We start from the raw sequence: 15,252 nt of genomic DNA, 5'->3' as shown, positions 1-15,252 counted from the left end.
TGCCTTAGCGAGCGGCGCGCGAGGAAACCAGCCTCGCGCGCGTTACCCAAAAACGCCGGGCTTTACGGCTGCTGGTTCATGATCTTGGCGATCTCGCGCGCGACCATGTCCTCGACCATGTTGGGCAGGTTCGCATCGATCCACTCGCGCAGCATCGGCCGCAACATCTCGCGGACCAGGCCCTCGAGCGTACCGTCGCTATTGGTGTCGGGTTTGATCATCATCCGCGTCAACGCTTCGAGCGGCGCGCGCGTTGCGGCGGCGGTTTCGCGCGACACGATCGATTCGGACGTCGGCTCCACGGTCGACGCCGATCCCTGTGGCTGCTTGGGCGCGGCCTGACGCGGTTCCGGCGCGGCATCGACCGAGGTCAGCACCGGGGATTTCGGCGTGCGGGGGGTACGGTCGACCATCGGTATCGGATCGCTCAATTCGAGAATTTCATCGTCGTCGATCTCGTCGTCGAGATACGCGGCATCGCGATAGGCGGGTTCTTTATAGGTCGAGGCGGGCTGGCTCAGGTCGACCGGCGTCGCACTCGTCCGCACAGGGCGGCGCGACCGGCCGGGCGTGTCGCCCTCTTCGGCGATGATGCGTTTGATCGACGAGAGGATTTCCTCCATCGACGGCTCGCCGTTCACGTCCCCCATCCGGACCATCCCAAACCCCGTAGCCGCGCGCACCCCTATTGGCGGCTCGGCGCAGCCATACCTGTGGTTAAGGCGGGGTTCCTGTCAACCGGCGTATCGAGCAACGGGTCGCGTTGCGGCCGCACCGACGCATCCTGCGCGGGCGATTGCGCGGTCCGCGTGGCCACCGGCACGGGCGCGCCGTCGCCGCCGAAATCCCAGATCTTGTTGCGGACGCGCTTATAGTTGATCACCGGATCGTACAGCACACCACCGTCGAGCCCCAGATCGCGCGCCTCCGCCTGCCCCATCGCCGCCAGCAGCGCGAAGCCCGCGACATAGGCGTCGCGGCGCGCGGTGACGAGCGTCACCTGGCTGTTGAGCAGTTCCTGCTCGGCGTTGAGGATGTCGAGAATCGTCCGTGTGCCGACGCTGTTCTCGGCGCGGACGCCCTCGAGGCTCAGCTTGTTGGCATTGACCGCGGTTTCGGACGACTGGATCACCTGCTCCGACGAGCGCCATGTGGCATAGGACGAGCGGGCCTGCGCGATGACGTTGCGCTCGGCGGCGGTGACGTTCTCGATCGCGCGCGACTGCAACGCCTCGGCCTGGCGCACCTGTGCGGCGGGGCGGCCGCCCTGGAACAGTGGCAGCGTGAGCGACAGGCCGGCCTGCACCGCCTTGTTCGAATTGGGCGTGCTGCCCGCGCCGATGCCGCCACCGGTCGACGGGATCGAATTCAGGTAATTGGTGTAGCTCGCGCCTCCGACCGCGCTGACCGTCGGCAGGCGGCTCGCGCGCGCGACGCCGACATCGTAGCGGGTCGCGTCGCGTTCCTTGGCGGCGGCGAGCAGCACGGGGTTATTCTCGATCGCGACGGTCACCGCCGAGGCGGGACTATCGGGCAGATTCGGCAGCGTCGGCGGCGTTTCGAGCGTGCCCGGGGGGGTGCCGACCAGCCGAATATAGGTTTCGCGGCTGGAAATGAGCTGTGCCTCGGCCGACTGGAGCTGCGCGCGGGCGAGAGCCAGCCGGGCATCGGACTGCGCGACGTCGGTACGCGTCAGGTCGCCGACCTGGAACCGGTCGCGGCTCGCCTGCAGATTGACGTCGAGCACGCGGACATTCTGCGTGTTGAGCCCGACGATCGCCTCGTCGCGGATCACGTCCATGTACGCGGCGACGACGTTGGTGAACAGATCGGCCTCGGTCCCGCGCAGCGTTGCGCGGCCGCCCTCGACGCGGGTCTTGGCCGCCGCGACCGAATTGCGGACCTGCCCGCCCTGATACAGCGGCACCGACACGTTCGCGCCCGCCACCCCCTGGCGTTGCGGCGCGAGGAAGGCGTTCGACGCGATGACGACGAACTCCCTATAATCGCCCGTCGCATTGGCCGATGGCAGCCCCGCCGCGCGGGCAATCGGGACGTTCTCGTCCGTCGCCCGCAGCGTCGCGCGCTGGCCGGTGAGCGTCGGGTTGGTGTTGTACGCCTTGACCAGCGCCTCGCGCAGCGTCTCGGCCTGAACTGGTGCAGCGCTATAGATCAGCGCAACACTCACAAGCAGACGGCGGATATGAGTGGTGCGCGGCATACTAGGGCCTCAGAACTTGAAGGGTTTGGGTGTCGCGAACCCGGGCAGCGTGACGCATTCGACATCGACGAACGCGGCCAGCGCGAACCCGCCGCCGGTCTTGCGGCCTGACGCCAGCCGGGTAAGTCCGCGCTCGGCGATCCCGGCGGTCACGCGACCATCGGGACGAACCTGCGCGACAAGGGTGTCGGGCACCGACTCGACCGCGCCGTCGACGATCAGCACGTCATAGGGTGCGCCGGCGGCGTGACCGTCCTGCATCGGCCCTTCGACCAGCTCGACGTTGCCGACGCCGGCGAGCGTGGTGCGCGCGATCGCCAGCAATGCCGGATCGCTTTCGACGGCGACGACCGACCCGACGATCTCGCTCAGCACCGCGGCGGTGTAGCCGGTCGCGGCACCGATCAGCAGCACGCGGTCGGTCGCAGTCAGATACGCTTCGGTCAGCAGCCGCCCCGTCGCCATCGGCAAATTGGCGTAGCGACCGCCACCGAGCGGAATAGCGGTGTCGCGGTAGGCGATCGACCGAACATCCTCGGGCATGAACTGCTCGCGCGGCACACGCGCCATCGCCGCGACGACGCGCTGGTCGTTGACCGCGTTGGTGCGCAACTGGCTCGCGACCATCGCGTGGCGCATCGTATCGAACGTTGCCGCCGATAGTCCGCCGGTCACCGCGCCGCCGTTGATCGCTGCGGTTCCGAGAGTGCCGGTATCAAGAGTTGTCGTCGTCATGGGCCATCCTGTCGCACAGCTGTTTTAGTTGTGCAATACACTTGTTGCGTACCGACCTGATATCGCGCGACCGCGCCTCCGCCAAGCACCGGTTGATCGGATTCCACGCAGGCTGTGCTTCGGGTCGGGTGATTCGAGGGCCGGTAAGGTCTGTCGCGACGCTTTGAGCCGTATTTCGAGGCTGGGAACCGTATCGCCAGACCGGACGGTGGAGGCGCCCCGCCCGCCCGTGTGACACCGAGATGCCGCGAGCGAGACGCCGAGGGTGCACGCGGAAGACCTGAGCACTACCTCTGTCGACGTTCTAGCAGCGAATGTCGGCCGCGTCGCCGGAAATGACCCGATGCGATCCTATCAAATGTTTAGATGCGGATGCGAATTCATGACCGACCTTGCGAGCGGGCGCGGTGTCGATGTCATGCAGCACCTGGGTCGGCGACCCTAATACGGCATCCCGCGCACGCAGGCTGGCTTCGAGAAACGGTTTGGTCAGTGCCATGAAACGGCGCGGCGTCATGCCGAGAAACGTGCCCGAATCACGCAGGAAATGCGACGCATCGAAGTAGCTGTCGTCGATCAGCGAATAGTCCGCCGCCTCGCCCGCGGCCATCAGGCGTAGGAGCGATCGCAGGAAGCGCGCGCGCATCAGCAGCATCTTGGGTGGGAAACCGAAATGCCGAACCGACAGACGCCGAAGCGCGTGCGTCGCGATATCGAGCCGAGCCGCCGCCGACGCCATGTCGGCGGGACCATCACTCGCCAGGATTTCCATCAGCTGGCGGACCAGCGGGGCATCGCGGTGCGGCGGCCCGAGCCGCTCGAGCAGCAGCGCGTCGAGGATCGGCGCGATCTCCGCATCGTCCGCGGCCGCCTGAAGCGCGGCAACGAGGCGGTGCGTGAACCCATGGCCCAGCACGTCCTCCAGAGGCACGATCTGATTGCGGAAATCGTCCGCGCGCCGGCGCATCAGCCTCCCCCAGCCGAGCGCGCTGATGCCGAAGCCGATCATCACGCCGCCGTGAGTCGTCGCCTTCAGCGCCTGGCTGGTCGGACCGAACAGACTTGCGGCCGGCAATGGGTCGAACGTCCGTCGACCGATCGATACCGAGATCGGCCCCGCATCGATCGCGATCCTGACGTTGGCGGTCGCCGGCAGGAACCAGTCGACCTGCCCTTCCCCGTCCGGCGCCGCGCTCGATCGATAAACGTGATAGCCGGTGATGAAATCCGCAAGCGCGGCGGCCGGTCGATCGTACCGGATCGCCATGCCCGCCGGCATCGCAAAGACCGCCTCTTCCACGTCTGTCGTGTTCGTCCCGCCCGCAACCGCATCTTTTTTCACGCGACCCGCCCCCAAGTCGGTTTATCATTGGCCACGACCTTAGAGACCGAACCATTCTGGTGCGAGTCACGATGTGGCACCGATGCTGCCTGACTGTCTGTAAAAGCGACACGGGAAATAGCCGACGGGCAATAATCGCTCGGCCGCCTCCAACTGACGGTTGACCGCGGGGGAAAAACGAAGCATTTGCGCCGCCTTCACGCATCGGGGCCCGATGGCGGAGTGGTGACGTAGAGGACTGCAAATCCTCGCACCCGGGTTCGATTCCCGGTCGGGCCTCCAAATTGCCTAACCGTGATTTTTTAGTCACTTAGGGTTGCCTGACTAGGTCTCATCTCGAATTTCGTCGACCGTTGGTCGGCAAGAATGTCTGAAATGGGAAGGATAGCCGCCGGCCGATCTCGCTCGCTGCGACCGCCCGTTCGCAGAGCTACGCCGCGCCGTGGAGGCCGGCGAGATCCATCAGCGAGATCCATCAGATAGTCGGCCAGATGCGGGCCGCTGGTCGAGCCCGCGAGCAGCAGTCCGGCGAAGCTGGCGGGATTGATAACGGTGTTGGCGCCCGCCTGCGTCGCCGGCGACTCGTTGTCTTCCGACCGGATGACGACGCTGATCGGCAAATCGGCGGCAAGGCGGCGGGCGATAAGCACGATAAGAGTCGACGTATCGTCCCGACCCGCGGCCACGATCAGCGCGCTCGCGCGGCCGACCTTGACCGCCTCCAGGGTCACGTTGCGCGTCGCGTCCCCGGCAAGCACGACGACGTCTTTGCTTTCCGCCTTGTCGAGCGCGTCGGCGCGTGGGTCGATCACGACGATCTCGCCGGGCTTGCGACCTCGCCGGATGAGTTCGGCCACCGCTTCCATGCCGCTGGTGCCGTGACCGGCACGATATCGCCATAGCCGACCGTGGTAACGGTGATCATCGTGAAATAGACCACGTCGATCAAGCTCACATGGCCGTCGCTGGTGTCGCGCAGGCCTTCCCGGTCGAACCAGTGCACCGCCAGCGCCACCCCGATCAGGGCAAGCGCGAGCAGGATGCGCCATGACAATGCCAGCCACACGGGTGTCCGGCTGCGCTGACGCAAAATCGGCAGTGTCTCTGTGGATTTACGGCTTCGCAGCGGCATGGACCTGGGTTTAGCGTGGATCGAAGCGTTGGACAGCCATCGGTCTTCCTGCCAGCAACGGCAAAATGGATGCGCAGGGGAGTGACGTGGTCGATAATCTGGTGGCGATAGTCGCCGCGCACCAGCCGGTGCTGGGCCTCGCCTTCGTCGTCGCGTTGTTCGTCGCGTTCGCGACCGAGCGGTTTCCGCCGGTGACGATCGCGGTGTTCGGTGCGGGCGTGATGATCGCGCTGGGGTGGCTGACGCCCAGTCTCGTCACCGGGGCCTTCGCCAATTCCGCCCCGATCACGATCGCCGCGTTCTTCGTCCTGTCTGGTGCCCTCGTTCGCACCGGTACGATCGAGGCGCTGGCCAGCGTCGTCGTCCGGCGAGCGGCGAAGACACCGCGACGGACCGTTGCCGAAATGTTGGCCGGGGCCGCCACCGCACCGGCCTTCATCAACAATACGCCGGTCGTGATCGTGCTGATCCCGCTGGTCCGACGGCTCGCAAAGACGGTCGGCATCCCGGCGACGCGGCTGCTTATTCCGCTTTCCTATCTGTCGATCCTGGGCGGCACGCTGACGTTGATCGGTACCTCGACCAACCTGCTTGTCGACGGCGTCGCGCGCGCCAACGGGCAGGCCGCGTTCGGCATCTTCGAGATCACCGGGGTCGGGCTGGTCGCGATGCTGTCCGGCGTGCTGACGATGCTCGTGCTGGGCCCGAAGCTTCTTCCGGCGCGGCCCGACAACGACATCGCGGACCGTCATCACCTCGACTATCTGACCGAACTGGCGCTGACCGGCGACCTTGCCGCGCGGACGACGACCATCGGCGCGCTGTCCTTCCTGAAACGCGATGCGGTACGCCTGATCGCCGTCCGCCGCGGCGGCGCATTGCTGCGCGATCTCGATCCCGAGACACAGTTGAAGCCCGACGACCGGCTGGTCGTCGCCAGTTCGGCGGACGAACTCGACGGTCTCGCACGGAGCCACGACGTGGTGGTGGGCCTGCAGAATGTCGGGCGCCCGATCCGGCTGGCCGACGACGAGCGCGCCGACGACGTCCGGCTGATCGGGCTGACGATCGCGCCGTCGCATCCGGCGCTCGGCAGCCATCTGCGCGACATCCCGTTCCTGTCGAACCTGCCTGCGCGCGTGCTGGGCGTCGGGCGCGCGCGCCATCTGCCGGGGCCAGATCTCGGCAGCGTGCGGCTGCGCGCGGCCGACAGCCTGCTGGTCGCTGCGGAGGAATCCGCGATCGCCGAACTACGCGAAAACACGAACCTGATCGCGGAGGATACGAGCCATGTCCGACGGTTCCGGCGACGGCGCGCGCCGATCGCGCTGCTGACGCTGGCCGGTGTCATCGTGCTGGCGGCGCTGGGCGTGCTGCCCGTCGTCGCGCTCGCGCTGATCGGCGTCGGCGTCGTCCTGATCACGGGCTGTATCGATCCCGAGGAAGCATGGCGCTCGATCGACGGCAGCGTCCTGGTCCTCATCTTCGCGATGCTCGGCATCGGCAGCGGGCTGGAGGCGATCGGCACGGTCGGGCTGGTGGTCGACGCGATCTCGCCATGGCTCGGCACGCTGTCGCCACTCGTCCTGATTCTCGTTCTCTATTTCCTCACGTCGGTCCTGACCGAGACCGTGACCAACAACGCGGTCGCCGTCATCATGACGCCGGTCGCGATCGGCCTCGCGCAGGCGACCGGCAACGACCCGCGCGCGTTGATCGTCGCGGTGATGTTCGCGGCTTCGGCAAGCTTCGCGACGCCGATCGGATACCAGACGAACACGATGGTCTACGCCGCGGCCGATTATCGCTTCTCCGACTTCGTGAAGATCGGGGTGCCGATGAACATCACCGTTGGGCTGGCCACTTGCGTTGCAATAGAATGGCTTATCCGGTGAACAGACCGTGACGCGGGCGGAACAACGCTTGCCGCGGCCCGTTCGCTATCGATGCAGCCAGTTACGCCTCCGCCGGTCCAGAACCCCCTCGATTTGATACTGGCCAAGCTTCACGTCGCGTCGAACGACTTTTTCCTGCAACTGCCCAACATCCTTGGCGGCATCGTCTTCGTGCTGCTGGCGTGGTTCGTTGGCAAGCTGGTGGCAAATGGCCTGCGCAAGGGTTTCCATCACAAGGGGTTGGTCGATCTTGGCGGGGTGCTGTCGTCGCTGGTGTTCGGCCTGATCGTCGCGGCGTCCGTCCTGATCGCGTCGGTCATCGTCTTCCCGAGCGTGAAGCCCGCGACGATCATCTCCAGCCTCGGTATCGGCTCGGTCGCGATCGGGTTCGCGTTCAAGGATATCCTCCAGAACCTGCTCGCGGGCATCCTGTTGCTGATCAACCGGCCCTACCGGCGCGGCGACCAGATCGTGGTCAAGGATTTCGAGGGTACCGTCGAACACATCCAGAGCCGCGCGACGCTGATCAAGACCTATGACGGGCGCCGCGTCATCATCCCCAATTCGGACGTCTATACCTCGCCCGTGATCGTGAACACCGCGTTCCCGACACGGCGCAGCCAGTTCGATGTCGGCATCGGCTATGGCGACGATCCTGAAGAGGCCTGCCGGATCTTCGCCAAAGCGATCGCCGGGGTCGAGGGCGTCGAGGCGGACCCGGCACCCGAGGTTCTGCCCTGGGGCCTGGCCGATAGCTACGTCACGTTGCGCGCGCGCTGGTGGACCGAGTCCAAGCGGACCAACGTCGCGCACATACAGGCGCGCGTGATCCTCGCGCTCTACAAGGCCGCGAAGGACGCTGCGATCGACCTTCCCTATCCCACCACCGTCATGCTGTTCCACGACCAGAGCGAAGCGACCGACGGTGACCGGACGTCGCAGCGTGAGGGCTGGCCGGCGGGACCGAACCCGCCGCCGCGTAGAAGCCGCCGTTCAGAGGGTGACGTTGCCGTCGCCGTGGGGCAAAAGCCCCAAGAATGAATGGTATTGCAGTCGAACGTTCCGACCTGACCGATCGCCTGGCGCGGCTGGCGCTGTACCGGTGGTGGCGCCGATCGGTGGTGGCGCCGGTCGATCATGAAGCGGTGATCGCCAGGATCGTCGAGGAAAGCGGTTGGTCGCCGCGCTATGCGTTCATGACGATGATGTCGGCGGGGATCGCAGTCCTCGGCCTGTTGCTGTCGTCGCCGGCCGTGGTGATCGGCGCCATGCTGATATCGCCGCTGATGAACCCGATCCTCGGCTTCGGGTTCAGCCTCGCGCTCTTCGATTTCCGCGAGTTGCGACGATCGCTCAAGGCGCTGGCGCTGGGTGCCGTCGCGGCGGTGGCGTTCACCGCGCTGATCGTCACGATTTCGCCGCTCCAGGCGCCGACCGCGGAGATCGTCGCGCGGACCAGGCCGAACCTGTTCGACCTGGCCGTCGCGCTGTTTGCAGCACTTGCCGGCAGCTTCGCGATCATCCGGGGGCGCGGCGAGACGATCGTCGGCGTTGCGATCGCCACCGCGCTGATGCCGCCGCTCGCCGTCGTCGGCTACGGCATCGCCACGCACAACGTGCCCGTCGCGACCGGGGCGTTCGCGCTGTTCGTCACCAACTTCATCACGATCGCGCTGTCGGCGACGGTGATGGCGCGGTTCTACGGGTTCGGCCATCATCTGTCGCGGCGGCAGAGCTGGATGCAGACGATCGTGCTGGTGCTGGTGTTCGTCGCGATGGCGATCCCGCTGGGCGTATCGCTGAACCGGATCGGACGCGAGGCCGTGGCCGTATCGCAGGCCCGATCGTTGCTGATCGCGAGGTTCGGCGACGAGGCGCGCGTCACGCAGCTCGATCTCGATTTCGCCGCCGATCCGCTCGTCGTGCGGGCGGTGGTGATCACGCCGCGCGGCAACATGCAGAAGACACCGATGATACAGGCCGCGCTGACCGAGACATTGGGCAGGCCCGTCCGTCTCGATCTCGACCAGATCCTGCTCGAGCCGGGGGCAGGAGCACTGGAGGCGCAGCGCGAGGAGCTTCGCCAGGCCGCTGATACTCCCAGCCCCGAGGCGCAGCGGATGACGTCGCTCGCCAAGATGATCGCGCTCGTGACCGGTATCGCCGCCGACGACGTCACGATCGACCGCGACCATCGCCGCGCGACCGCGGCGGCCGCGGCGTTGCCGGGTGCGACCGTCGCGACCTATCGTACGCTGGAGGCACGGGCGGCGTCTGAAACGGAGGGCTGGTCTGTGGTGATCGTGCCACCGCAGGGGCCGCTGCCCGAGATCGCCTTTGCCGACAATATCGACACACTCGACGACGCGGCGCGATCCGCCGTCGCGACGTCGATCTGGGCGGCGCGGCGCTGGAACATGATCGCGCTCGGCGTGCCCGGCCTGTCGGAGGGCGCGGCACCGGCAACCCCCAACCTTACCGAACGCCGGGCGCTCGCCATTGCGACGATAATCCGGGGACAGGGCATCAAGCCCGTTCCCGCACCGCCGGCCGGCCAGCGCTTCGCGCTCGTCACCGGCATGACGGCTGTCGCGCAGTGATCGGCGGCCTCGCGCTCACGCCGTTCGATGCCGCGGCGATCCTGATCGTGCTGGCCGCGGCGCTCGGATATCTCAATTTTCGCTTTCTCAAGCTGCCCTCGTCGATCGGGCTGACCATCATGGGCGCGCTCGCCTCGCTGATCGTCGTCGGGCTCGACCGGGTGTTTCCGGGTGCGGGCTTCGGCCACGACGTGGTGCAATTCATTGCCGGGATCGATTTCCAGACGACGCTGATGGACGGGATGCTCTCGTTCCTGCTGTTCGCCGGCGCGCTGCACGTCGACTGGCACGAGATGGCACGCGGGCGCTGGCCGATCCTCGTGCTCAGCACCGTCGGCGTCGTGCTGTCGACCTTGCTCGTCGGTGGCGGGTTCCTGTTGCTGTCGCGCATGGTCGGGTTCGAGGTGCCGGCGATCTGGTGCTTCGTTTTCGGTGCGCTGATCAGCCCGACCGATCCGGTGTCGGTGATGAGCGTGCTCAAGCGCGCCGACGTGTCGCCCGCGCTGGAGGCGACCGTGGCGGGTGAGAGCCTGTTCAACGACGGCGTCGGGGTCGTCGTCTTCTCGATCCTGCTCGCCTCCGCGGTATCGGGCGAGCCGTTCTCGGTCGCGCACGGCGCGCATCTGTTCGCGGTCGAGGCGGGCGGTGGAATCCTGCTCGGTCTCGCGATCGGCTGGGTCGCGTTCCGCGCGATGCGGTCGATCGACGACTATAAGGTCGAGGTGATGATCAGCCTGGCGGTCGTCATGGGCGGCTATGCGATCGCGCGGCCGCTCCATGCGAGCGGCCCGGTGGCGATGGCGGTCGCGGGGCTGATCATCGGCAATGCCGGCGTCGCCCACGCGATGAGCGATACGACACGCGACTATCTGCACAAGTTCTGGGACCTGATCGACGATATCCTTAACACCGTGTTGTTCCTGCTGATCGGGTTGGAGGTGGTGACGATCCCCGGCGATCTGCGTCTGCTGGTGCTGGGCGTCGCGGCGATCCCGCTGGCGCTCGCGGCGCGTTCGCTGTCCGTCATCCTGCCGCTGCGGGTGATCCGGCCGAAGCATCGCTACGGCCTGGTCGCGCCGGTCACGCTGATCTGGGGCGGCCTGCGCGGCGGTATCTCGATCGCGCTCGCGCTGGGTCTCCCCGATGGCCCGGCGCGGTCGGTCATCCTCGCGGCGACCTATGTCGTCGTCCTCTTCTCGGTCATCGTTCAGGGCGGCACGATCAAGCGCGTCCTCGAATATCTGACAGCCAAGGAAACGACCCGATGAGGGCACGATTGCTCCGTTTCGCCAATCAGCTGCGCGAGAGCTACTGGTTCGTCCCGACCATCATGGCGGTCGCGGCGCTGTTGCTCGCCGCCGCCATGGTGTGGCTCGACAGTCATCAGGCGACGCAGTGGATGGACCGTCTGCCCTGGCTCTACGCCGCACGCCCCGATGGTGCGCGCAGCCTGTTGTCGTCGATCGGCGGGTCGATGATCGGGGTCGCCGGCACGACCTTCTCGGTGACGATCGCCGCGGTCGTCTATGCCTCGGGGCAATATGGCCCGCGGCTGCTGAGCAATTTCATGTCCGATCGCGGCAACCAGGTGACGCTCGGCACCTTCATCGCGACCTTCCTCTATTCGCTGATCGTCGTGCGGACGATCCGGTCGCCGGGCGAGGCGGCGGGCGAGCCCGCGTTCGTCCCGCAGCTCGCGGTGCTGGTCGGCGTGCTCCTCGTCCTGTGTTCGATCGCGGTGCTGATCTACTTCATCCACCACGTTCCCAGCCGCATCCACATCAACAGCGTGATCGAGCGGATCGGCGATCGCCTCATCGAAGAGATCGACGAACGCTTTCCCGTCTTCGTCGGCAAGCCGCTCGACGAACGCGAGGACGCGGACCGGATCCCCGCCGCGTTCCGCCCCGACGCGACCGCCGATGCGATCGAACGGCGCGCGGGCATCCGGGCAAAGGACACCGGCTATATCCAGCTGATCGACGAGGCCGCGCTGATCGACACCGCCCGTGAAAAGGGACTGGTGTTGCGGCTGCAATATCAGTCGGGCGACTTCGTCCATCGCGGCAGCGCGATGATCGAGGCATGGCCTGCCGAGTCGCTCGACGACGAGGCAGCGAAGGATCTGCGCGCGGCCTTCGCGATCGGATCGCGGCGCACCGGCCTGCAGGACCTGCGCTTCCTGATCGACGAACTGGTCGAGATCGCGGCGCGCGCGCTGTCGCCGGGCGTCAACGATCCCTTCACCGCCAATTCCTGCCTCGACTGGCTGGGGGCGGCGCTGTCCGATCTCGCACGGCGCGATCTGCCGTCGCGGTTGCGCGCCGATGACGACGGGCAGTTGCGGGTCATCGCGCATCCGCTGACCTTCGCCGCGTTCATCGACCGGGCATTCGGCGCGCTGGCGCAATACGCGTCGGCCGACATGATCGCCGGCAAGCGCTTCCTCGCCGCACTGGGGGACGTCGCGCTGAGCTGTGACGCCGCCTCGCGGATCGCGGTGCTTGCCGATCACACCCGACAGTTCCGCGATCTCGCCGATGGCGCACTGAAGGGCGCGAACCGCGATGCCGTCCTCGAACGCGCCGACGAACTGCTGCGCGCGCTGGCACAACCCGATTACAAACGCCGGCTCCGCGATGGGCAGGCCTGGCTGGGAGGCACCGCATGATCGTCGCCATCGCGCTCGTCGTCGCGCTCATCGTCACGCTGGCGCTCACGTTCGGGAAATTCGCGCGGAGCGACGGATGGCGCGCGACCGTCACGCCGCTGGCCTCGATCATCGGCTCGGGTTTCCTGATCTGCGGCCCGTTGCTCGCGCGCGAATTCGGCAGCGCGGCGATCCTCGCAATGGCGACCCTCCTCGCAATCGCCTACGCCGCGGGCTGGGTGATCCGGTTCAATATCGTCCATGTCGAGGATCACCTGGCGAAGGCGCCGTTCAACGATCCGATCGCCTGGACCGCGCGGATCACGCAGGGCGTGCTCGCGCTCGCCTATGCGGTGTCGGTCGCCTATTATCTGAAGCTGCTCGCCGAATTCTCGCTGAAGCCCGTCGCGATCGACCCGGCATGGCAACCGGTCGCCGCCAACATCATCGTCACCGTCATCATCATCCTCATGACCGCGCTTGCGCTCGGCGGCAGCCTGCGCCGGGTCGAGCATCTCGCGCACGGCACGGTGTCGATCAAGATCGGGATCATCGCCGGCCTGCTCGTCGCGCTGGGGATCGCGTGGGTGACGAACGGCCTCGCCGACCCGTTGCCGCCGGCGCGGTTGTCCTGGGCGGGCATTCCGATGCTGCTCGGCCTCATCATCACGGTGCAGGGGTTCGAGACGTCGCGCTATCTGGGGCATGACTATCCCGCGGACATGCGGATCCGGACGATGCGGCATGCACAATGGATCGCGTCGGCGATCTATCTCGCCTTCATCGCGCTGCTGACGCCGTTCCTCGCGCGGGCGGCGACCACCGAAGGCGTTGCCGGCATCCTCGACATCATGGAGCTGATCGCGCCCGCGCTCGGCATCTTCGTGCTGATCGGCGCTGTGTCGAGCCAGTTGAGCGCGGCGGTCGCGGACTCGATCGGCTCGGGCGGGCTCGTCAACGAAGTGTCGCGTCGCAAGATCAGCGTGCCGATCGCCTTCACGCTCGCGGGGGCGCTCGCGATCCTCATCGTCTGGCTGACCGATCCGTTCGAGGTCGTCGCGCTCTCCTCACGCGCGTTCGCGTTGTTCTATGCGATGCAGTGCGCGCTGGCGTTGCTCGTCTCGATCAAGTCGGGGGCAGGAAGCGTTCCGCAGCGGATCGGCTTCGTCGCGATCGGGCTGATCTGCCTGGTCGCGGTGTTCGTCGGGGCGCCGGCGGAGGGCTGAGCGAGAGGCCAGACGACGGCTGCCATAATGTCGGCGTCGCGTCAGCCTCGTACGTGCGCCACGATCGCGTCCGCGACGTCCGTCAGCACCGCGGCGGTCACGGCGGGCTGCGGTACGCCTTCGAGGATCAGCGGGGCGTTGACTCCCCGCGTCACGAGCGCCGCGTTCCACCCGAACGACTGCGCACCGATCGTGTCCCATGTATGGGCCGCCACCAGCCAGGTGTTCGCCCGCGGCACCTTCATCGTCTCGGTCACCAGCATGTAGGTCGCAGGGGCGGGTTTGAACCGTCGCACCGGATCCACCGTGAAGCGCCGGTCGAAGAGTTGCCCCAGACCCGCCTTGTCGAGGGGATCCGGTCCGCTGCCGGCAGGCGTATTGGTCAGGGTGACGAGCGTGAACCCGGCGTCCTTCAGGCGATGCAACGCGGGAGCGACGTCGCCATGCACCGGCAGGTTCGCGATCAGCGTGCCCAGCTCCTGGACCTGTAGATCGCTGATCGGCACGCCGTGGATCTCGCCGAGCATGCGGAGCACCCCGGCACCCAGCTTGCCGAACGGGACATAATCGCCGGTCAGCGACAGGGCCTCCGAATACAGGATCAGCTGTGCGAACCATTCGCGCATCCGCCCCTTCGTCGCGAAGATGCGATCGAACAAAGGCTCCAGGACGTCGATGTCCAGCAGCGTTTCGTTGACGTCGAAGACGATCAGGGTGCGGGGCGGGGTCGTCATCGGAAGCGTCTCCAGCAATGCGTTTCGGCCCAGTGTGGCGGAAGCGGCGGGCGTCAGGGCGAGCATGCCGCCCAAGGCGACCGCCCCGCGGCGGGTGAATGTCGCCACGTGCCGCTCGCGCGACGGGGGGCTGTTTGGGTCCGTCACGGTGCGGTGGCGGCGGCGGCGAGTCCCGACAGCGCCTTGTCCATCGCGACGATGGCCGGATCGTCGGCGGGAATGGCGTAGCGCGCACCCAGAGCAGCCGGGCGAAGATACCCGACCTTGGTCGCGCCGCCCTCGCGCCATACGAGCATGCGCTGGGGAAGATCGAGCGCGATCGCCCGATTGCGCGCGATCAGCGGCGTTCCGAGCTTCGGGTTGCCGAAGATCACCACCGTCGTCTGGGCGAGCGGTTCGCCCGTGGCGCGTGCGTTGGCGGCATGATCGACGATTGCCACGACGCGACCGCCGCCCGCCCCGATGCGCGCCTTCAGCCGCGTGACCACCTCGGTGACCGGACGCGGCGTCGACAGGACCTGCCAATCGTCTGGCGGGGTTGGCTGGGCGGATGCGGGCGCGGCGAAGAGCGCCAGCGCGATGGCCAAATGCGGCATAAGCGTCCTTCGATGTGCCGAGGTCGTCAGTCTGCGTGCGAACTTAGCGTAAATCACTGAGTTTGCCAGTATCTCGCACCGCTATCGACGAACCCTCGCATGTGTCGTCAGATTTTCCGTG

Annotated in this window: 14 protein-coding genes and 1 tRNA gene; 7 read left to right on the top strand and 8 right to left on the bottom strand. The window is 66.9% G+C overall.

What is annotated here, in order from left to right; genetic code table 11:
* Positions 1 to 62: 62 nt before the first annotated feature.
* The 4 genes from EQZ23_RS11295 to EQZ23_RS11280 form a co-directional block, all read right to left on the bottom strand.
* The gene (locus EQZ23_RS11295) at positions 63 to 659 is read right to left on the bottom strand and encodes a DUF2497 domain-containing protein (RefSeq protein ID WP_346427820.1); all 597 of its coding nucleotides are present in this window, start codon (positions 657 to 659) and stop codon (positions 63 to 65) included.
* A gap of 26 nt (positions 660 to 685) precedes the next feature.
* Complete coding sequence (locus EQZ23_RS11290; RefSeq protein WP_128454480.1) at positions 686 to 2,221, bottom strand: TolC family outer membrane protein; 1,536 nt, start codon at positions 2,219 to 2,221, stop codon at positions 686 to 688.
* 9 nt (positions 2,222 to 2,230) lie between these two features.
* Complete coding sequence (locus EQZ23_RS11285) at positions 2,231 to 2,860, bottom strand: protein-L-isoaspartate O-methyltransferase (RefSeq protein ID WP_240663547.1); 630 nt, start codon at positions 2,858 to 2,860, stop codon at positions 2,231 to 2,233.
* A gap of 400 nt (positions 2,861 to 3,260) precedes the next feature.
* A complete protein-coding gene (locus EQZ23_RS11280; RefSeq protein ID WP_128454478.1) occupies positions 3,261 to 4,298 on the bottom strand; it encodes a hypothetical protein in 1,038 nt (345 codons plus the stop codon).
* A gap of 208 nt (positions 4,299 to 4,506) precedes the next feature.
* Between EQZ23_RS11280 and EQZ23_RS11275 the strand changes: the two genes are divergently transcribed.
* Positions 4,507 to 4,580: transfer RNA gene (locus EQZ23_RS11275), tRNA-Cys, on the top strand.
* Between the two features lie 20 nt (positions 4,581 to 4,600).
* Here the strand turns inward: EQZ23_RS11275 and EQZ23_RS20285 are convergent.
* Both EQZ23_RS20285 and EQZ23_RS20280 read right to left on the bottom strand, forming a co-directional pair.
* Positions 4,601 to 5,155, bottom strand: coding sequence for an NAD(P)-binding protein (locus EQZ23_RS20285; protein ID WP_240663508.1), 555 nt, complete (start codon positions 5,153 to 5,155; stop codon positions 4,601 to 4,603).
* Positions 5,107 to 5,430 (bottom strand): potassium channel family protein, encoded by a 324-nt coding sequence (locus EQZ23_RS20280; protein WP_240663506.1) that lies wholly within the window; start codon positions 5,428 to 5,430, stop codon positions 5,107 to 5,109. Before EQZ23_RS20280 ends, EQZ23_RS20285 begins: the two co-directional genes overlap by 49 nt.
* Before the next feature lie 86 nt (positions 5,431 to 5,516).
* On the opposite strand from EQZ23_RS20280, the gene EQZ23_RS11265 reads away from it, so the two are divergent.
* The 6 genes from EQZ23_RS11265 (at position 5,517) to EQZ23_RS11240 (ending at position 13,801) form a co-directional block, all read left to right on the top strand.
* Positions 5,517 to 7,325: an SLC13 family permease gene (locus EQZ23_RS11265; RefSeq protein WP_240663504.1), complete on the top strand. Its 1,809-nt coding sequence runs from the start codon at positions 5,517 to 5,519 to the stop codon at positions 7,323 to 7,325.
* Between the two features lie 93 nt (positions 7,326 to 7,418).
* A complete protein-coding gene (locus EQZ23_RS11260; protein WP_206364221.1) occupies positions 7,419 to 8,366 on the top strand; it encodes a mechanosensitive ion channel family protein in 948 nt (315 codons plus the stop codon).
* Positions 8,363 to 9,925 carry a DUF389 domain-containing protein gene (locus EQZ23_RS11255; protein WP_128454475.1) on the top strand — a complete coding sequence of 521 codons (1,563 nt, stop codon included), beginning with the start codon at positions 8,363 to 8,365 and terminating at the stop codon, positions 9,923 to 9,925. The genes EQZ23_RS11260 and EQZ23_RS11255 overlap by 4 nt, the downstream gene beginning before the upstream one ends.
* A complete protein-coding gene (locus EQZ23_RS11250; RefSeq protein WP_128454474.1) occupies positions 9,922 to 11,193 on the top strand; it encodes a sodium:proton antiporter in 1,272 nt (423 codons plus the stop codon). Before EQZ23_RS11255 ends, EQZ23_RS11250 begins: the two co-directional genes overlap by 4 nt.
* Complete coding sequence (locus EQZ23_RS11245) at positions 11,190 to 12,596, top strand: DUF2254 domain-containing protein (protein WP_128454473.1); 1,407 nt, start codon at positions 11,190 to 11,192, stop codon at positions 12,594 to 12,596. Before EQZ23_RS11250 ends, EQZ23_RS11245 begins: the two co-directional genes overlap by 4 nt.
* Positions 12,593 to 13,801, top strand: a complete 1,209-nt coding sequence (locus EQZ23_RS11240) for a hypothetical protein (RefSeq protein ID WP_128454472.1) — start codon at positions 12,593 to 12,595, stop codon at positions 13,799 to 13,801. Before EQZ23_RS11245 ends, EQZ23_RS11240 begins: the two co-directional genes overlap by 4 nt.
* A 41-nt stretch (positions 13,802 to 13,842) precedes the next feature.
* Here the strand turns inward: EQZ23_RS11240 and EQZ23_RS11235 are convergent, their stop codons facing one another.
* Both EQZ23_RS11235 and EQZ23_RS11230 read right to left on the bottom strand, forming a co-directional pair.
* Entirely contained in the window at positions 13,843 to 14,643 is an 801-nt protein-coding gene (locus tag EQZ23_RS11235) for a haloacid dehalogenase type II (RefSeq protein WP_240663502.1), read from the bottom strand.
* A gap of 35 nt (positions 14,644 to 14,678) precedes the next feature.
* Positions 14,679 to 15,131 carry a DUF302 domain-containing protein gene (locus tag EQZ23_RS11230; protein ID WP_128454471.1) on the bottom strand — a complete coding sequence of 151 codons (453 nt, stop codon included), beginning with the start codon at positions 15,129 to 15,131 and terminating at the stop codon, positions 14,679 to 14,681.
* Positions 15,132 to 15,252: the final 121 nt, after the last annotated feature.

This window comes from Sphingomonas sp. UV9, from assembly GCF_004101245.1.
In the GTDB taxonomy this organism is placed as follows: Bacteria; Pseudomonadota; Alphaproteobacteria; order Sphingomonadales; family Sphingomonadaceae; genus Sphingomonas.
This window is presented reverse-complemented; position numbering and strand designations above follow the sequence as displayed.